This window comes from Mesorhizobium neociceri (assembly GCF_013520985.1).
Lineage (GTDB): Bacteria > Pseudomonadota > Alphaproteobacteria > Rhizobiales > Rhizobiaceae > Mesorhizobium > Mesorhizobium neociceri.
On record NZ_JACDTY010000004.1, the window covers coordinates 415,903 to 433,516 of the forward strand.

General features: G+C 64.8%; 16 protein-coding genes and 1 tRNA gene. 16 read left to right on the forward strand and 1 reads right to left on the reverse strand.

The window, feature by feature from the left end; genetic code table 11:
* The first annotated feature begins 59 nt into the window (after positions 1–59).
* The 15 genes from H0241_RS12175 to H0241_RS12245 all read left to right on the forward strand — a co-directional run bounded on the left by H0241_RS12175 (position 60) and on the right by H0241_RS12245 (position 15,809).
* Positions 60–2,006, forward strand: coding sequence for an acetoacetate--CoA ligase (locus H0241_RS12175; protein WP_181057645.1), 1,947 nt, complete (start codon positions 60–62; stop codon positions 2,004–2,006).
* Positions 2,003–3,154: a thiolase family protein gene (locus H0241_RS12180; RefSeq protein WP_181057646.1), complete on the forward strand. Its 1,152-nt coding sequence runs from the start codon at positions 2,003–2,005 to the stop codon at positions 3,152–3,154. The genes H0241_RS12175 and H0241_RS12180 overlap by 4 nt, the downstream gene beginning before the upstream one ends.
* Positions 3,154–3,594 carry a Zn-ribbon domain-containing OB-fold protein gene (locus H0241_RS12185; RefSeq protein WP_181057647.1) on the forward strand — a complete coding sequence of 147 codons (441 nt, stop codon included), beginning with the start codon at positions 3,154–3,156 and terminating at the stop codon, positions 3,592–3,594. The genes H0241_RS12180 and H0241_RS12185 overlap by 1 nt, the downstream gene beginning before the upstream one ends.
* Positions 3,591–4,043, forward strand: coding sequence for a MaoC family dehydratase (locus H0241_RS12190; RefSeq protein ID WP_181057648.1), 453 nt, complete (start codon positions 3,591–3,593; stop codon positions 4,041–4,043). The genes H0241_RS12185 and H0241_RS12190 overlap by 4 nt, the downstream gene beginning before the upstream one ends.
* Entirely contained in the window at positions 4,040–5,284 is a 1,245-nt protein-coding gene (locus H0241_RS12195; RefSeq protein ID WP_181057649.1) for an MFS transporter, read from the forward strand. The genes H0241_RS12190 and H0241_RS12195 overlap by 4 nt, the downstream gene beginning before the upstream one ends.
* Positions 5,285–5,366: 82 nt before the next feature.
* Positions 5,367–6,212 (forward strand): GntR family transcriptional regulator, encoded by an 846-nt coding sequence (locus H0241_RS12200; protein WP_181057650.1) that lies wholly within the window; start codon positions 5,367–5,369, stop codon positions 6,210–6,212.
* A gap of 200 nt (positions 6,213–6,412) precedes the next feature.
* On the forward strand, positions 6,413–7,189 hold the full coding sequence (locus tag H0241_RS12205; protein ID WP_181057651.1) for an SDR family NAD(P)-dependent oxidoreductase: 777 nt from the start codon (positions 6,413–6,415) through the stop codon (positions 7,187–7,189).
* 27 nt (positions 7,190–7,216) lie between these two features.
* Positions 7,217–7,876, forward strand: coding sequence for an L-fuculose-phosphate aldolase (locus H0241_RS12210; RefSeq protein ID WP_181057652.1), 660 nt, complete (start codon positions 7,217–7,219; stop codon positions 7,874–7,876).
* A gap of 62 nt (positions 7,877–7,938) precedes the next feature.
* Positions 7,939–8,940 carry a sugar ABC transporter substrate-binding protein gene (locus H0241_RS12215; RefSeq protein ID WP_210284862.1) on the forward strand — a complete coding sequence of 334 codons (1,002 nt, stop codon included), beginning with the start codon at positions 7,939–7,941 and terminating at the stop codon, positions 8,938–8,940.
* Between the two features lie 68 nt (positions 8,941–9,008).
* A complete protein-coding gene (locus tag H0241_RS12220; protein ID WP_181057653.1) occupies positions 9,009–10,535 on the forward strand; it encodes a sugar ABC transporter ATP-binding protein in 1,527 nt (508 codons plus the stop codon).
* Positions 10,532–11,563 carry an ABC transporter permease gene (locus H0241_RS12225; protein WP_181057654.1) on the forward strand — a complete coding sequence of 344 codons (1,032 nt, stop codon included), beginning with the start codon at positions 10,532–10,534 and terminating at the stop codon, positions 11,561–11,563. Before H0241_RS12220 ends, H0241_RS12225 begins: the two co-directional genes overlap by 4 nt.
* Positions 11,560–12,543 carry an ABC transporter permease gene (locus H0241_RS12230; RefSeq protein ID WP_181057655.1) on the forward strand — a complete coding sequence of 328 codons (984 nt, stop codon included), beginning with the start codon at positions 11,560–11,562 and terminating at the stop codon, positions 12,541–12,543. Before H0241_RS12225 ends, H0241_RS12230 begins: the two co-directional genes overlap by 4 nt.
* Positions 12,544–12,563: 20 nt before the next feature.
* Complete coding sequence (locus H0241_RS12235; RefSeq protein ID WP_181057656.1) at positions 12,564–13,529, forward strand: carbohydrate kinase family protein; 966 nt, start codon at positions 12,564–12,566, stop codon at positions 13,527–13,529.
* Positions 13,526–14,293, forward strand: a complete 768-nt coding sequence (locus H0241_RS12240) for an SDR family NAD(P)-dependent oxidoreductase (RefSeq protein WP_181057657.1) — start codon at positions 13,526–13,528, stop codon at positions 14,291–14,293. Before H0241_RS12235 ends, H0241_RS12240 begins: the two co-directional genes overlap by 4 nt.
* Before the next feature lie 67 nt (positions 14,294–14,360).
* Positions 14,361–15,809: an aldehyde dehydrogenase family protein gene (locus tag H0241_RS12245; RefSeq protein ID WP_181057658.1), complete on the forward strand. Its 1,449-nt coding sequence runs from the start codon at positions 14,361–14,363 to the stop codon at positions 15,807–15,809.
* A gap of 288 nt (positions 15,810–16,097) precedes the next feature.
* Here H0241_RS12245 and H0241_RS12250 read toward each other — a convergent pair.
* A tRNA-Met gene (locus H0241_RS12250) sits at positions 16,098–16,174 on the reverse strand.
* A 238-nt stretch (positions 16,175–16,412) separates the two neighbouring features.
* On the opposite strand from H0241_RS12250, the gene H0241_RS12255 reads away from it, so the two are divergent.
* A complete protein-coding gene (locus tag H0241_RS12255) occupies positions 16,413–17,372 on the forward strand; it encodes a Gfo/Idh/MocA family protein (protein WP_181057660.1) in 960 nt (319 codons plus the stop codon).
* Positions 17,373–17,614: the final 242 nt, after the last annotated feature.

Here is a 17,614-nt window from a genome sequence, read left to right on the forward strand (position 1 = left end):
AAACGCATCGGCAGGCAAGGTCGAGGCATCTGGCCGGTCTGTGTTCCGGGAGGAAATCCATGTCATCCGTGCTTTGGACGCCGGCGCCAGCCGCGTTCGAATCGTCCAATATTGCGCGCTTTGCGCTGACCAACGGCTTCAACCCCACCGACTACGAGACGCTGCATCGCTGGTCCATCGGCGACTCCGGCGCGTTCTGGCGGGCGGTGTGGGACTTCGCCGGCGTGATCGGCGATCCCGGCGCGATTTCTTTCCTGCGCGATGATCAGGCGCCGATGACGCACAGCCGGTTCTTCCCGGACGCATCGCTCAATCTCGCGGAAAACCTCCTGCGTGGGGACGATGATCGGGTCGCGGTCATCGAGGCCGACGAGGGCGGCCATTTCCGCACCTTCACCCTTGGCGAGCTGCGCCGGCTCGTCGCCAGCACCGCGCAGGGCCTGCGCGCGGCCGGCGTGGCGAGGGGCGACAGCGTCGGCGGCATCCTGCCTAACCGTGTCGAAGGTCTCGTGGCGCTTCTGGCGACGCTGTCGATCGGCGCCGTCTGGTCGTCCTGCTCGCCGGATTTCGGCGCCGCGGCGATCGTCGACCGCCTCGGCCAGATCGGCGTCAAGGTGCTGTTTGCAGCACCGCGCTACCGCTATGCGGGCAAGGAGCACGACATCTCGGATCGATTGGGCGAGATCGTCGCAGCGATGCCGACGGTGACCACGCTGGTGCTGACCGGCGAACCGGGTGCAAGGCTGAACTGCGCGGCGACCTGTCTCGCCTTCGACGATTTCGGCAGCGACGGCGCGCTGGCCTTCGAACGCCTGCCCTTCGATCATCCGGCCTATGTGCTCTACACCTCGGGCACCACGGGTGCGCCGAAGGCGATCGTCCATCGCACGGGCGGCGTGCTGCTCCAGCATGTGAAGGAGCATCTGCTGCATGGCGACGTTCGCCCCGGCGACGTGATGAGCTGGTACACCAACACAGCGTGGATGATGTACCATTGGCTGCTCTCGGGCCTCGCCTGTAGCGCGGCTGTTGTGCTCTATGACGGCGCTCCGATCCTGAAGACCGCTAATGGCCTCGACCCCAGCCCGTTGTGGACAATGGCGGAGCGTGCACGTGTCACGCATTTCGGCACCAGCCCGAAATATCTGGCGACGCTGGCCGCCGAAGGCTACGCGCCGGGACGTCTGCACGACCTGTCCTCGTTGCGTTCCCTGCTCTCGGCCGGTGCGCCGGTTTCTTCCAGCCAGTACGACTGGGTCTACGCGCATATAAAGCAGGACATGATCTTTGCCTCGATCTCGGGGGGCACCGAGATCATCGGCTGTTTCCTGCTCGGCTCGCCGATCCACGCCGTGCGCCGTGGCGAATTGACCGTCAAAGGGCTCGGACTTGCGGTGGCCGTGATGGACGATCGCAATGCGCCTGTCATCGGCCGCCAGGGCGACCTCGTCTGCACCGAACCGTTCCCGTCCATGCCGCTGACCTTCTGGGGCAAAGACGGCGACCAGCGCTATCACGCTACCTATTTCGCCGCGCGGCGGGAAGTCTGGACGCACGGCGATGTCGCGGAAATGACGGTGCATGGTTCCGCTGTGATCCATGGCCGGTCGGACACCACGCTGAAGCCCGGCGGCGTGCGCATCGGCACGGCCGAGATCTATGCCGCCTGCGAGAACGTTGCCGCCATCGAGGACTGCCTGGCCTTTGGCGCACCGGTTGAAGGCGACGAAGAGATCGTGCTCTGCGTCAAGCTGAGCGACGGCTTCGAACTTAGCCCCGAGCTTGCTGAGCAAATCCGCCGCGCGATCCGGGAGGCTGCATCGCCGCGCCACGTACCGCATCGCATTCACGCGGTGCGGGCCATTCCCTACACGCTCAACGGCAAGAGGGTTGAGGGCGCCGCCCGCACGACGCTCGAAGGCAAGCCGGTCAAGAACATGGCTTCGCTCGCCAATCCAGCATGCCTTGATGAATACCGTGTGCTCGACCGGAGCAAGGCGGCATGAGGCGCGGCAAGGGAGCGATCGTCGGCATCGGCGAATTGAAGCCGCAGCGCCTGACCAGCGGCGTGACGACGCTGGAGATGATCGCCGAGGTCTCGCGCCTGGCGGTGCTCGACGCCGGGCTGGAACCTGCCGCGATAGACGGGCTTTTGGTCGGGCCGCAGGTGGGCGAGACGCCGCAGCATGTGCCGGCGACCGTCGCGGAATATCTCGGGCTCGCGCCAACGATGGCCAACGTGGTCGATCTCGGCGGTGCATCGGGCGCCGGCATGGTCTGGCGCGCGGCGGCGGCGATAGAGGCCGGCATGTGCGAGACGGTGCTGTGCGTGCTCGCCAACAACCGCGAGGAGGTGCCGCCGCGCTCGCCCAACCGCAATCCGATCCGCGAGTTCGATGTGCCGTTCGGCGCCTCGGGCGCCAACATCTCCTACGCGCTGCTGATGCAGGCGCATATGGCGGAGTATGGTTCAACCGCGCGGGATTTCGCGCTGATCGCCGCGGCGGCGCGGGCCAACGCACAGCTCAAACCCGACGCCATCTTCTTCGGCAAGCCGGCAGATGTGGAGATGGTGTTGGCCTCGCCGATGATCGCATCGCCGCTCCACCTCTACGAAATCGTCATGCCGGTCGCGGGCGGTGAGGCGGTCGTCGTCACCTCGGCCGAACGCGCGCGCTCGCTGCCAAAAAAAACCGTGCATCTGCTCGGCGCCGGCGAGAAGGTCACGCATCGCGCGGTCAGCCAGGCGCCCAGCCTTACCTCCGGCCCGCTGAAGAGCGCCATGGCGCGCGCCTTCGGGCAGTCCGGCACCACGGCCAATGAGATGGACCTGCTTTCGCTCTACGACTGCTACACGATCATGGTCGCCACGACGATCGAGGACGCTGGTCTGTGCGCACCAGGCCAGTTCGGAGCATGGCTGCGCGACCATGACCTTTCCCATGGCGGCGACAAGCCGCTGAACACGCATGGCGGCCAACTCGGTTTCGGCCAGCCCGACCTTGCGGGCGGCATGACGCATGTCGTCGAGGCGGTGCGCCAACTGCGCGGCGAGGCGGACGAACGCCAGATCGGCAAGGCCGAGCTCGCGCTGGTCACCGGCAATGGCGCGACAATGAGCGAGGCGACCGCGCTCGTGCTGGGAGCCGCCTGATGTCCGTCGATCTCAACGCATTGAACACCGCTGGTCCGACGATCACTACACTCACGGCGCCGTTCTGGGATGCCGCAGCCGAAGGACGGCTCAAAATCCAGCACTGCGAGGATTGCGGCAAGGCCGTGTTCTACCCGCGCCCGATCTGCCCGCATTGCTGGAGCCGCCGCCTCGTCTGGCGGGATGTCTCCGGCAAAGGCCGGCTGAAATCCTTTTCGCACGTGCACAAGCCGGGCCACCCCGGCTGGCTGCCGGCCGCTCCCTATGTGGTCGGGCTGGTCGAACTGGCCGAGGGCCCGACCATGCTGAGCTTCATCCTGCCTGGCGCGCGGCCGCCGCACGTAGGAGACGCGCTGCTGCTCGCGCCGACGGCCATCGGCGGTCGCGTCCTGCCAGCCTTCAAATCAGTCGAAACCGCAACAGAGGAGAAGCCGCAATGAGCACCGAGACGAAAGATGGCTGGGCAGGCGTGGTGAAAGGCCGCCCGCAGGTCGGCGCCTTTGCCGAGCGCACGCGCCGTACGCGCATCAGCGACATCGAAGCCTTCACCGACATGACCGGAGACCGCAACCCCTTGCACTATGACCGCGCGCTGGCCGAGAAATCGGTGTTCGGCAAGCTGATCGTCCAGGGCGGCGTCACGTCAGGCATCCTCAATGCGCTGGTGGCCGAGGATCTGCCGGGACCTGGGACCGTGTTCCTTGAAGTCGCCTGGAAGTTCGTCAAGGCGGTCGGTGTTGACGAGGAGATCACCGGACGCGTCGAGGTCAAGGAGGTGCGCCCCGACAAACCGATCTGCAAGATCGAGACATCAGTGCGCGACGGCCAGGGCGAGCTTTGTCTCACTGGCACGGCCACGGTGTTCACCGTGCCGCTGCAAGGCGCATGAGTGCGATGGACGACAGCCTGCCTGGCGTGGCGGCCGACAGCGAATGCTGGCGTGTGCTGTCGCTGCTTTGCCTGGCTGTCGTTCTTTCGCTCACCACCTGGTTCTCGGCGACAGCCATCCTGCCGGAGCTGAAGCAGGAACTTGCACTCGGCGCCAGCGCCGAGGCCTGGCTGACGAATGGGGTACAGGTCGGCTTCGTCGCTGGCGCCCTGGCCGCCAGTCTCGTCAACCTGCCCGACCTGGTGCGGCTCAGCCGCCTCATGGCGATGTCGGCACTGGTGGCCGCGTTCGCCAACGCGACCTTGCTGTTTCATCCTGGCGAAGCTGGCGTAATCGCCGCGCGCATCGTCACCGGCATGGCGCTGGCCGGCGTCTATCCGCCGGCGCTGAAGCTGGTTGCCACCTGGTTTATGCGCGACAGAGGACTGGCGCTTGGCGCGGTCATCGGGGCACTGACGGTCGGCTCCGCCTTGCCGCACCTCTTCCGTGCCATGCTGACCACGCTCGACTGGCGGCCGGTGGTCGCCGCCGCCAGTGTCGCTACGGCCGCCGGCGCGATGCTGTTCCTGCTGTTCGCCAGGGAAGGACCCTATCCGTTCGGCAAGGCCGTGTTCGAGCCGGCACGGATCGGCCAGGTGTTCCGCGAGCGGCCACTGCTGCTCGCCAACCTCGGTTATCTCGGCCATATGTGGGAGCTCTACGCCATGTGGGCCTGGCTGCTTGCCTATACGCGCGCGGCGTTGGATGCGCAGGCGATCGGGACCACGGCGGCTGCGTCGCTTTCAACCTTTTTCGTGGTCGCCTCCGGTGTCCTCGGTTGCCTGCTGGGCGGCTATCTGTCGGACCGCATCGGCCGCACCACGACCACCGCCGGCATGATGGCCGTTTCAGGCGGATGCGCGCTGCTGATTGGCTTTCTTTTCGCCGGGCCGTTCTGGCTGTTCATGCTGGTCGCGCTTGTCTGGGGTATTTCGGTGATCGGCGATTCCGCGCAATTTTCCGCCGCTGTCACCGAGCTCGGCGATCGTCGTTTTGTCGGCACGGCGCTGTCGGTGCAGCTCGGCCTCGGCTTCGCGCTGACGGTGCTCGCCATCTGGCTGCTGCCGCGCTTTGCCGAATTCATCGGCGGCTGGCGCTGGGCCTTCCTGTTGCTCGTCCCCGGACCTCTGCTCGGTACTGCCGCCATGCTATGGTTGCGAAAGTTGCCGGAGAGCGTGAATATGGCCGGCGGCCTCCGCTAGGGAGGACGTTGCCGCTCTGAGTCGTGGCAAGTGACATCCGGGCGTTCGCCCGCAGGCTGAAGACCGATCATCGATGGAACAAATGACCAGGACGCGCGGGCGTCCTCGCTACGACCAGGAAGATGCAGCCGCCGCCGAGGCGTTCCGCTCGATCGGCTCCAAGGTCCAGCTCAACCGCGACGAGGCGGCGCCGCTTTGGGTCCAGTTGCGCAACCAGGTCGAGGAAGCGATCAACACTGGCTTGCTGGCGGCCAATTCGCGCATACCGTCCGAACAGGCGCTTTGCGATTTCTTCGGGGTCTCGCGCCCCGTCGTGCGCGCGGCGATCGGGTCGCTGTCCAGCGAGGGCCGCATCATCAAGATGCCTCGCAAGGGCATGTTCGTCGCGGCACCGCGCGAGCATGTCGACTTCATGACCGCTAATCTCGGCGTCTTCGACGACCTGACCGCCAAGGGACACAAGGTTTCGACGCGCACGCTCGAAATCTATCGCTGTCCGCCGAACGAGAAGGAATCGAGCGTCTTCGGGATTCCTGCAAATGGCAGCGTGGTCAGGATCAGCCGCGTCTACATGACCGACGGCTCGCCGATCACCATGACACGCATCAGCCTGCCGGGGCACCGGGTCCCCGGTCTCGAAAACATCCTGTCGGAAAACCAGTCGATCTTCGGCACCATCCGCGCGGTGTTCGGCCTGACGGTGAAGCGGGCCGACCGTTGGCTGCGTGCGGCATTGCCCACCAAGGAAGAGGCCGAGCAGATGGGCGTTGCCGCCAACACGCCGCTGATCGAAATCGAGTCGATCGCCTATGACGCGGACGGCGCGGCGCTCGAATATTACGAGGCCTTCTACAACTCTTCCGTCGCCCGCATCCATATGGCGGTCGAGCAGCCGTCGGCGACGGTGAACGGTGTCGATCGCACCTGAATCTTACCAGTCAAAAAAGATTCTGTTTTCTGGTTATAACCAGATTGACGGACCCGGGAAGCTTCTGTAACTTCCTTGCCATGGGTCGGGAGGAGCCTGACCCCTAAGGCATTATCAGGATCGATCGGCTTGCGACGCCGCCTTGGCGGCGAGGGGAAGATTTTGCTCGCGCTCAAGCCTAGCCCTGATGGAGGATTTGCATGGACTACCGGTCGCAATTCGACCTGACGGGTGAGGTTGCCGTCGTCACCGGCGGCGCCAGCGGCATCGGTCTGGAGGCCGCCAAGGCGCTCGGCACCTGCGGCGCGCGCATCGTCCTGCTCGACATGAATACGCAAGGCCTGGATGCCGCGGCCGGGGTGCTTAAGGAGGCCGGTGTCGCAAGCGTCGATGGCCACGCGCTCGACGTCACCGATCCGCGTGCCGTCGAGGCGATGGCGGCCCAGGTCGTCAGCGACCTCGGCCAGGTCGACATACTGGTCAACAGCGCCGGCATCGCCCGCCTCAACACCGCGCTCGACACATCCGACGAGGAATGGCGCCAGGTGATGGATGTCAACGTCAATGGCGTCTACTGGGCCTCGCGCGCCTTCGGCCGTTCCATGGTCGCCCGCAAGAAGGGCTCGATCGTCAATCTCGGCTCGATGTCGGGCCTGATCATCAACCGTCCGCAGACCGCGCCCTCCTACATGGTGAGCAAGGGCGCGGTGCACATGATGACCAAGGCGCTCGCCGTCGAGTGGGCGAAATCGGGCGTGCGCGTCAACGCCTTGGCGCCGGGCTATGTCGGCACCGAGATGACGCTGAAAATGCGCGAGCGGCCCGAACTCTTCAACACCTGGATCGACATGACGCCGATGGGCCGGCTCGGCGAGCCGCACGAGATCGCTTCGGCGATCCTGTTTCTCGCCTCGCCGGCGTCGAGCTACGTCACCGGCGCGATCCTGTCGATCGATGGCGGCTACACGGCCTGGTGACGGGCCGAGCAAGGATTGGAATATCGCATGACCGTTTCGGACCTAGAGGCACGCCAGGCAATCATCGACGCCTGCCTCGAGATGAACGCGCTGGGCATCAACCAGGGCACGTCAGGCAATGTCAGCCTGCGCCATGGCGAAGGCATGCTGATCTCGCCGACCAGCACGCCTTACGAGACGCTGGTGCCCGAGGACATCGTCTTCATGGCGTGGGACGGCGAGGTCGACGGGCGCCTGCCGCCGTCGAGCGAATGGCGTTTCCATCTCGACATCATGAAGGCGCGGCCCGAGGTCAACGCGGTTGTCCACGCGCATCCGACCTACTGCACCATCATCGCCATCATGGGCAGGAAGATACCGGCGATCCACTACATGGTCGCGGTCGCCGGCGGCAACGACATTCGCTGCGCCCCCTACGCCACCTTCGGCACGGCAGAGCTCTCGGCGCATGCGGTGGAGGCGCTGCGCGACCGCAAGGCCTGCCTGCTCGCACAGCATGGCATGATCGCGGTCGGTTCCAGCCTCAGCCAGGCGATGTGGCTGGCGGTCGAGGTGGAAACGCTGGCGCGCCAGTATCACGGCGCCCTGCAGATCGGCGAGCCGCCGATCCTGTCCGAAGAGGAGATCGAAAACGTCATCAAGCGCATGGCCAGCTATGGCCTGCGCGACAAGGAGGCTGCCGCCTGAGCCGCAGTCATCTGGCAGAATCCTCCGGGAAGGCCCGGAGCGATCAACAAGGGAGGAATGAAATGACTAGATCCATGAAAGGCCTCGTCAAGGCGCTCGCTTTGGGGTTGGCGGCGGCTTGCAGCCTGGCTGCCATCTCGGGCGCGAGCGCCGAGGAACTGTCGCTCAAGGGCAAGCGCGTCGGCGTTTCCGCCATCGGCACCGATCACTATTGGGACCTGATGGCGTTCCGCGGCATCCAGGACCGTGTCAAGGAGCTGGGCGGCGAAGTCATCGCGCTCGACGCCGGCCGCAAGGATCAGCAGCAGATCGCGCAGCTGCAGACGCTGATTGCGCAGAAGCCGGATGCCATCATCGAGCAGCTCGGCAACCTCGAAGTGCTGAATCCGTGGCTGCAGAAGATCCGCGACGCCGGCATCCCGCTGTTCACCGTCGACACCGCGACGCCGCATGCGATCAACAACACCACGTCCAACAACTACAATATCGGCGCCGAGATCGCGCTGCAGATGGTCGCCGACATGGGCGGCAAGGGCAATGTGCTGGTCTTCAACGGCTTCTACAGCGTGCCGGTGTGCAAGATCCGCTACGACCAGCTGAAATATGTGCTGAGCTCGTTCCCCGATGTGAAGATCGTCGAGCCGGAACTGCGCGACGTCATCCCGAACACCGTGCAGAGCGCCTATTCCAACGTGACCGACATGCTGACCAAGTCGCCCGAGAAGGGCTCGATCGGTGCGGTGTGGGCCTGCTGGGACGTGCCGCAGATCGGCGCCACGCAGGCGGTCGAGGCGGCCAGCCGCAACGAGGTCAAGACCTATGGCATCGACGGCAGCCCGGAAGTCATCAAGATGGTGATGGATCCGAAGTCGTCGGCTGGCGCGGTCGCCGCGCAGCAGCCCTATGAAATCGGCAGGACCTCGGTCGACAATGCGGCCAAGTTCCTGGCCGGCCAGAAGGTGCCGCCCTTCACCTTTGTGCCTGCCGTGCTGGTCAACAAGGAAAATGCCGCCGAAAAAGGAAAGCCATTCCTCGACGCCGCCGAAAAGGCAGGCGTTAAATAGGCTCTGGCGAAACGGTGGGCAGCCAGGCGTTTGCGGCTGCCCGCCACCATCAACCAGGATTGACGGCCATGCAGACGGCAAAGCGTGAAATTGCTGTATCGATGACGGATATATCGAAGCGGTTCGGTCCGGTGCGTGCGCTGGAGAATGCGAACCTCGAGATCGCGCGCGGTTCGATCCTCGGCCTTGTCGGCCAGAACGGCGCCGGCAAATCGACGATCATCAAAGTGCTGGCCGGCATCATCAAGCCCGACAGCGGCACCATCGTCATCAATGGCGAGACCGTCTCTTCGCTGACGCCGGCATCGGTGGAAAAGCTCGGCGTGCACTTCATCCACCAGGACAGGCTGCTGGTGCCGACCGCGACCGTCGGCGAGGCGGTGTTTCTCGGCCACGAAATCGGCCTCGGTCCCTTCGTCAGCCGCCGGGCCATGGCGCGCAAGGCGGCCGATCTGCTGAAGCGCTTCTTCGGCATGGAACTGCCGGCGGGCACTCTGGTCAAGGACCTGACCACGGCGCAGCAGAAGGTCGTGCAGATCACCCGCGCTTTGGCGCAGAAGGCTTCGGTGCTGGTGCTCGACGAACCGACGGCGGCACTGGTCAAGCGCGAGGTCGACAGCCTGTTCGACGTGCTGCGCCGGCTGCGCGACGACGGCATCGCCGTCGTCTTCATCTCCCATTACATGCAGGAAATCGAAAAGCTCTGCGACCGCGTCACCGTAATGCGCAACGGCACCGACGTCGGCACCGTCGATCCGCGTGAGACATCGATCGACGAGATCATTTCGATGATGATCGCCCGCGATGTTGGCGAGATGTTTCCCAAGCGCTCGGTCACGCTCGGCGCACCTGTGCTCGAAGTCGCCAATCTGCGGCTCGGCGGCAGCTTCGAAAACATCGGCTTCAATGTGCGCGCCGGCGAAATCGTCGGCCTGACCGGCCTGCTCGGCTCCGGCGCCAAGGAAATCGTGCAATGCCTGTTCGGCCTCAAGACGGCCGATGGCGGCTCGATCAAGGTCGAGGGCAAGCAGCTTGCGCTGTCGACGCCGGTCAAGGCCGTGCGCGACGGCATCGCCATGCTGCCGGAGGATCGTCGCGCGCATGGCGTGGCGCTCGGCCTGTCGGTGCGCGAGAATATTTCGCTCGCCAGCCTGCGCCGCTATTCGAAGAACGGACTGGTCAGCCGCGGCAGCGAGAACCAGGCGGTCGACGGCCTGATCAAGGAACTGTCGATCAAGACGCCGCATCGCGATGCGCTGGTGCGCGAACTCTCCGGCGGCAACCAGCAAAAAGTGGCGATCGCCAAATGGCTGAGCTGCCAGTCGCGCGTCTACGTGCTAGACGAGCCGACGGTGGCCGTCGACGTCGGCGCCAAGGTCGAGATCTACAATCTGTTGAACCGGCTGGCAGGCGAGGGCGCTGCCATCCTTCTTCTGTCGTCCGACCTGCTTGAACTGGTCGGGGTCTGCGACCGCGTGCTGGTCGTCTATCGCGGCCGGCTTGCCGGCACCTTCTCCGGCCCGTCGATGAACAGCGACGCGCTACTCGCGGCCTCGTCCGGCGCCCGCTCGAACGCTGATGGAGTGGCGGCATGAGCGCGACAATTGTCCAGGCCGAAGCCGGCGCGTCCGACGAAACCCGCGCCACCGGCAAAAGTGCTGGCCGGCGCTTTGCAACCCTTGTCGTGCGGCTCGGCGCAATCGCCGCCTTCGCTGCGATCATGGCCTATTTCGTCGTCTTCGCGCCGGGCTTCACCTCGACCTTCAACCTCATCAACGTCGTCGAGCAGTCGGCGATCCTGGGCGTGCTCGCCTATGGCATGACTGCCGTCATCATCGGCGGCGGCTCCGACGTCACCGAAGGTGGCATCGACCTGTCGATCGCCGCCAATATGGGGCTGTGCGCCGCCGTCTACGCGACGCTGCTGTCGATGGGCTATGGCGACTTCCTGTCAGTGCTCGCGGCCATCGCCGTCGGCATGGCGGTCGGTGCGCTGAACGCCCTTGCCGTGGTCGGCCTCGGCATCCTGCCGCTGCTGGCAACGCTTGCCGTGCTCAACGTTGCGGCCGGCATGGAATTGACCCTCACCCAGAACACGGTCGTCGGCGCATCCTCCCCGCTGCTCGGCTTCCTGGTCTCCGGGTCCTTTCTTGGCATCTCGGCGCTCGCCTGGGCGCTGATCCTGTTCTCCGCGCTCGTGATCGCGATCTTCCACTACACGTCGTTCGGGCTCAGGCTCTACGCGGTCGGCGGCCATCCGGAAGCGGCCCGCGCGGCCGGTCTCAGCGTGCCCCTCTACGTGTCCTTCACCTATGTACTGAGCGGCTTCTGCGCGGCGGTGGCAAGTGTCCTCACCGTCTCGCGCCTTTCGGCCAGCACGCCCGGCTCCGGCGAACTGCTTCTGTCGGTGCTGGCGGCAGCATTGCTCGGCACCGTCTTTTCACGCCGCTTCGTGCCAACCATGGGCGGCACGCTGCTTAGCGTGCTGTTCATCGGCCTGCTCGCCAACGGCTTCCAGCTGCTCAACGTCTCCAGCTACTGGGTCAACGGCGTGCAGGGCGCGCTGATCCTGCTGGTGGTGGCCATCACATCCTTTGCCCGCGGTTCGGAGGGTTCGCGATGAGTGTCCAGACCAACGACAAACCCAAGGTGAGCTTGCGCGCCTTCCTCGCCAAATACAGCGTGCTTATCGCCTTCGCCGCCATCGTCATCTTCTTCGCGGTGGCCAGCCCGACTTTTCTCACGCCGGCGAACCTCTTCAACGTTTTGGTCAACAATGTCGTCATGCTGGCCATCGTCGCGCTGGGGCTCACCATCGTCATCTCGTCTGGCGGCATCGATCTTTCGGTCGGCGTGTCCGTCGATATGGCAAGCATGGTCTTCGTTATGCTGCTCGCCGCCGGCTATAGCGGCGTGGTCGGCGTCGGCGGCGGGCTGGGTGCTGCGCTGGTTGTCGGCATCCTCAACGCGATCCTCATCACCCGGCTCAACATCAGCCCGTTCCTGGCGACGCTCGGCGTGCTGTTCATCGGCCAGAGCGCGCAGCAGCTCGCGACAAGCGGCGGCCAGCCGATCTACCTCACCAGCGGCTATGCCGGCGATCAGTTCAACGCCATCGCCCGCACCGCCCTGCTCGGCATTCCGACGCCGGTGATCGTGCTCATCCTGTGCGCCCTCGCCGTCCACTTTTTGCTGCACCGGTCCGTCTTCGGCCGCTACGTCCAGGCGATGGGCGCGCAGCCCGGTGTCGCCTGGTATTCCGGCATCCGCGTGCCGCGCGAGCTCTCGCTGGTGCATGTGCTTTGCGCGTTGCTGGCGGGTGTGACCGGCATATTGCTGTCGGCGACGGTCAAGTCCTACGTGCCGTTGTCCGGCAATGCTTTCCTGCTCGACGCGATCGGCGCCACCTTCATCGGCACGACGCTCAGCCGTGAACGCAAGCCTTCGGTGATCGGCACGCTGCTCGGCGTTTTCCTACTCGCCATCGTCAAGAACGGGCTGCTTCTCGTCGGCTGGAATTTCTACTGGCAGCAGGTCGGCATCGGCGTGCTGGTCTTCCTGGTGCTGGCCGCGAGCTTCGGCTTGCGCCGCGCCGCCCATTGATTTCGAGAGGTCCGCCAACCATGCCACAATTCGATGTCAGCTCGATCGGCTTCTACGTCCTCGACATCCTTGGACGGCCGGTGTCGCGCATCCCCGAAGGCGGCCGCGCCGACTATATCGAGGAGATTCGCATGACGGTCGCCGGCACGGCCGGCGCCACCGGCATGGACTGCGCCATCCTCGGGCTGAAGACGAGGGCCGTCACCACGCTCGGAACCGACGACATGGGCGACTGGTTCCTTGCCAAGCTCACCAAATACGGCCTTGAGTGCAGCCTGGTGCGCCGCGACGGCCGCGTCCAGACTTCGTCCACAATCCTGCCAGTGCGGCCGAACGGCGAGCGCCCGGCATTGCATGTGCCGGGCACGGCCACTTTGTTCGAGGTCGCGGACGCCGATCTCGACGCCGCCTTGGATGCGACAGTCGTCCATGTCGGCGGCACCGGGCTGTTGAAGCGTTTTGATGGTGAGCCGACCGTGCGGCTCTTGAAGCGCGCCAAGGAACTCGGCCGCATCACTACATTCGATTTGATCCAGGCGACGCCCGAGACGGTGCGGCTGGTCGAACCGTGCCTGCCTTACATCGACTATTTCGTGCCGAGCATCGACGAGGCCGGCGAGATGGCGCATGACCGGGATCCCGCCCTCGTCGCTACCTTCTTCAAGGCCAAGGGCGTCAAGAACTGCATCCTCACGCTCGGCGCCGATGGTGTTCATGTCTCGCCGCAGCATGGCGAGGATTTCCATCTGCCGGCCTTCGACGTCGAAGTCTTCGACACCACCGGCTGCGGCGATTCCTTCACCGCCGGCATCATCGTCGGCATCGTCAAGGGCTGGGATCTCAAGCAGTCGGCGCGCTTCGCCACGGCGGTCGCCGCCAAGGTGGCGATGGGACTCGGCTCCGACGGCAAACTCGTTTCATTCGACGACACGGTCGCGGCGATGAATTCGCTGCCGGTCAAGACATCAAAGGTGCAAGCAGCGTGACCATTCTTCCTGAAGCCAAGGGCAAGACGGCTCTCGTCACCGGCGCCAGCCGCGGCATCGGCAGGGCGCTCGCCAAGGGGCTCGCGGAGGCGGGCTTCGACGTCGCCGTCACCGACCTGCCGTCGCAGGCAGCGGAGCTTGCTGTGACGAAGGCCGAGATCGAGGCGGCTGGCCGCAAGGCCTATGTCTACACGATGGATGTCAGCAAGAAGCGCGAGATCGAGGCGACGGCGCAGGCGCTGCTTGCGGCGGCGGGCAGCATCGATGTGCTGGTCAACAATGCCGGCATCCTGAAGCCCAGCCTGCTCCAGGACCTCGACGAGGCCAATTGGGACGCGCATTTCGACGTCAACGCCAAGGGCGTGCTGATGATGTGCCAGGCGGTGCTGCCGCATATGCGCGCCAGAAGATCGGGCAGGGTGATCAACATCGCCTCGATCGCCGGCCGCCAGGGCGTGCCGACGCAGGGCCATTACGCGGCGACGAAATCGGTGGTGATCACGCTGACCCGGGTGCTGGCGCAAGAGGTCGGCATGGACGGCGTTACCGTCAACGCCATCTGCCCCGGCATCATCCTGACCGAGATGGGCAAGAACAATCTCGGCAGCGATGCGGCAATCCGGCATTGGGAGGATGTCGCGGCGCTGAAGCGCCTTGGCGCGCCGGAGGACGTCGTCGGGCCGGTGCTGTTTTTCGCTTCGGACCTGTCGGCCTTCGTCACCGGGCAGTCGCTCAACGTCGACGGCGGCATCTACTACCACTGACCGATCCGCCGCCGTGACGGACCATTCAAGAGCCGGGACCTGCTGGGTCTTTGCCGGAGGAGAACGCATGACACATGAGCTGGAATTCTACATCGACGGTCGCTGGGTGGCGCCGAGCGGGACGCAAAGCTTCGATGTGATCAACCCGGCAACCGAGGCCAAGGTGGCGACGATCGCCATGGGCTCGGGCGCGGATGTCGACAAGGCAGTCGCCGCCGCCAAACGCGCCTTCCCGGCCTATTCCCGCACCTCGCGCGAAGAACGGCTTGGCTATCTCACCCGGATCCTCGAGTTCTATGACGAAGGCAGCGACGAGATCGCCGAGTTGATGTCGCTGGAGATGGGCGTCGTCAGGAATTTCTCGCGCAATGCGCAGATCGCGCTTGGCCGCGCGCATCTTGCCACCGCCGTCGACGTGCTGAAGCACTTCGCCTTCACCGAGCAACGCGGCGACATGCTTCTGGCGCGCGAGCCGATCGGCGTCTGCGGCCTGATCACGCCCTGGAACTGGCCGATGAACCAACTGGTCGTGAAGGTGGCGCCGGCGCTTGCCGCCGGCTGCACCATGGTGGTGAAGCCCAGCGAATATTCGCCGCTGTCGTCGCTGCGCTTTGCCCGGATGGTGGATGAGGCCGGCGTGCCGGCGGGCGTGTTCAACTTGATCAATGGCGATGGCGTCGAAGTGGGCGAGGCGATCTCGCGCCACCCGGATGTCGACATGGTCTCGATCACCGGCTCGACCCGCGCCGGCGTCGCGGTCGCCAAGGCGGCGGCCGACACGATCAAGCGCGTGCATCAGGAGCTTGGCGGCAAATCGGCCAACATCATCTTCGACGACGAGAATTTCGATCGCAACGTCGCGCTCGGCGTCAAGGCGAGCTACCTCAATTGCGGCCAGTCTTGCAGCGCGCCCACCCGGATGCTGGTGCCGTACCAGCTGATGGAGCACGCCGCGAAAGTCGCCGCCGAAACCGCCGATGCGCTGGCGGTGGGCACGCCCGATACCGAGGGCACCGATCTCGGACCTGTGGTCAACGCCTCGCAATACAAGCGTATCCAGACCCTGATCGAGACCGGCATCAAGGAAGGCGCGACGCTTTCGGCGGGTGGCCCGGGGCGGCCTGAGGGATTGGACAAGGGCTACTATGTGCGCCCGACCGTGTTCTCCGGCGTTACGCCGCAGATGACGATCGCGCGCGAGGAGATTTTCGGCCCGGTGCTGTCGATCATCGGTTACGCGGACGAGAACGAAGCGGTGCGCATCGCAAATGATTCCATCTACGGGCTGGCCGGCCATGTGCAGTCGAGCGATATCGCGCGGGCCAGGCGCGTCGCGGCGCAACTGCGCGTCGGCAGCGTCTACATCAACCAGGCGCCCTGGGATGCGGCCGCGCCCTTCGGTGGCTTCAAGCAGTCCGGCAACGGCCGCGAGCACGGCGAGTTCGGCTTGGGCGACTTCCTCGAATTGAAGGCGATGGCCGGATACGGGGTGCATCAGGACGCGCGTTCAGCTTGAGAGCATACTGGCGTAAGGAGCGTTCCTTCGGACGGTGCTGGCGGGCTTGAGTTGTGACAAGCCCCGGACGATACGGAAGCGTTCGGGGCGACCTTCATCTCATCAGGCAGGCTGCGGCTCGTAAAGGCCGCAGCAGTTTCGAGTATGGTAGCGGTGGGGTTTTGAACCCCCGAAGCGAAACGTGTTTGTTATCAACCAGTTGACAGAGATCAAGCCTGCCGGGGGGTTCACTCCTGGCTTTTTCTTTCCAAAAATCTATAACAAAATCAGTCACTTAGATGAATGCAATGGTAGCGGGAGAGGGACTTGAACCCCCGACCCCAGGATTATGATTCCCGTGCTCTAACCAACTGAGCTACCCCGCCAGGGCGGCGAAAGGCCCGAAATCCGCCTTAAATCGAAAGGCATTTCGGGGGCGTTCGCCAAGGTCGCGCGGATATAAGGTTGGGAGGGCGAGCCTGTCAAGCATCGATCCGTCAGGCGCGCCGGCATATTGCCGCTGGCGAAAAGCTTTGCCGGGCAGACATCTGAGGTGAGCACCCGGGGTTGAGTTCGACGGGGCACGTCGCTATGTCTCGGCCAAGAAATTAGAGTTTGAAGCTGATGAAGCCGCGCATTGCAGTCCTCGGTTGCGGATACTGGGGCAGCAACCACATCCGCACCCTCAAGGCGCTCGGCGCGCTGCATGCGGTTTCCGATGCCAATCGGGCGCGAGCCGAAGGTTTTGCCAGTGAGCAGGACTGCCTGGCGATCGAGCCCGACCAGCTGTTCGTGCGTGACGATATCGACGCCATCGTCATGGCGTTGCCGCCGCAATTCCATGCCGATCTTGCCGTGCGCGCCACTGAGGCCGGCAAGGATGTGCTGGTGGAAAAGCCGATTGCGCTGACGGTGCCCGACGCCGAGCGCGCGGTGCAGGCGGCAAAGGACAATGGCCGCGTCTTCATGGTCGGCCATGTCCTGCGTTTCCATCCCGCCTTCGAAACGCTGAAGGCGCTGATCGACAATGGCGAGCTCGGCGAAGTCCGCTACATCCATTCGCATCGTCTCGGCCTCGGCAAATTCCACACCGAGAACGATGCGCTGTGGGACCTGGCGCCGCACGATCTGTCGATGATCCTGGCCATCACCGGCACCGAGCCGATCGAGGTCAGGGGCGAGGGAGCGGCACTGCTCGACAACCTCAGCGACTTCGCGCATCTGCACATGCGCTTTCCCAATGGGCTGCGCAGCCATCTCTTCACCTCGCGGCTCAATCCCTATCGCGAGCGGCGGCTGACCGTGGTCGGCACCAAGGCGATGGCGGTGTTCGACGATGTCGAGCCATGGGAGCGCAAGCTTGCCGTCTACCGCCACGCGGTCTGGCAGGACAGCGGCCAATGGGCCTTCACCACCAACGAGCCGTCCTATGTCGCGGTCGGCCAGGGCATGCCGCTGACGCGCGAGCTGGAGCATTTTATCCAGTGCATCGAGACGCGTGCGGAGCCGCGCACCAGCGGCGAGGAAGCCATCAGGGTGCTGCGCATCCTGACTGCAGGCACGGTCACCCACACCAAGTCCTGAGACCGTTTGGAAATTCTACTCCGGCGGGCATCTGATGGCGTTTTCTGCGCTTCCGGCCTTCGCCGGCCGAAGCACTCATAGTCGCTGTGGCTGTTAAGGCTTCGGTCGGCGCAGGCCGGTGCTCATATGTGGACGGCCCCCCGCTTGCAAGGATGGTTGAGATAGTTTGATCGGGTCTCTTGCGCTCATATGTCCGGCCTTTTGCGCGCGGATCTGAGAGCGCTGGCCAAGATGGGCTACGC

Coding starts and splice junctions, on each gene's coding strand:
- H0241_RS12175 (WP_181057645.1), top strand. CDS start 60: ATGTCATCCGTGCTTTGGACGCCGGCGCCAGCCGCGTTCGAATCGTCC.
- H0241_RS12180 (WP_181057646.1), top strand. CDS start 2,003: ATGAGGCGCGGCAAGGGAGCGATCGTCGGCATCGGCGAATTGAAGCCG.
- H0241_RS12185 (WP_181057647.1), top strand. CDS start 3,154: ATGTCCGTCGATCTCAACGCATTGAACACCGCTGGTCCGACGATCACT.
- H0241_RS12190 (WP_181057648.1), top strand. CDS start 3,591: ATGAGCACCGAGACGAAAGATGGCTGGGCAGGCGTGGTGAAAGGCCGC.
- H0241_RS12195 (WP_181057649.1), top strand. CDS start 4,040: ATGAGTGCGATGGACGACAGCCTGCCTGGCGTGGCGGCCGACAGCGAA.
- H0241_RS12200 (WP_181057650.1), top strand. CDS start 5,367: ATGACCAGGACGCGCGGGCGTCCTCGCTACGACCAGGAAGATGCAGCC.
- H0241_RS12205 (WP_181057651.1), top strand. CDS start 6,413: ATGGACTACCGGTCGCAATTCGACCTGACGGGTGAGGTTGCCGTCGTC.
- H0241_RS12210 (WP_181057652.1), top strand. CDS start 7,217: ATGACCGTTTCGGACCTAGAGGCACGCCAGGCAATCATCGACGCCTGC.
- H0241_RS12215 (WP_210284862.1), top strand. CDS start 7,939: ATGACTAGATCCATGAAAGGCCTCGTCAAGGCGCTCGCTTTGGGGTTG.
- H0241_RS12220 (WP_181057653.1), top strand. CDS start 9,009: ATGCAGACGGCAAAGCGTGAAATTGCTGTATCGATGACGGATATATCG.
- H0241_RS12225 (WP_181057654.1), top strand. CDS start 10,532: ATGAGCGCGACAATTGTCCAGGCCGAAGCCGGCGCGTCCGACGAAACC.
- H0241_RS12230 (WP_181057655.1), top strand. CDS start 11,560: ATGAGTGTCCAGACCAACGACAAACCCAAGGTGAGCTTGCGCGCCTTC.
- H0241_RS12235 (WP_181057656.1), top strand. CDS start 12,564: ATGCCACAATTCGATGTCAGCTCGATCGGCTTCTACGTCCTCGACATC.
- H0241_RS12245 (WP_181057658.1), top strand. CDS start 14,361: ATGACACATGAGCTGGAATTCTACATCGACGGTCGCTGGGTGGCGCCG.
- H0241_RS12255 (WP_181057660.1), top strand. CDS start 16,413: ATGAAGCCGCGCATTGCAGTCCTCGGTTGCGGATACTGGGGCAGCAAC.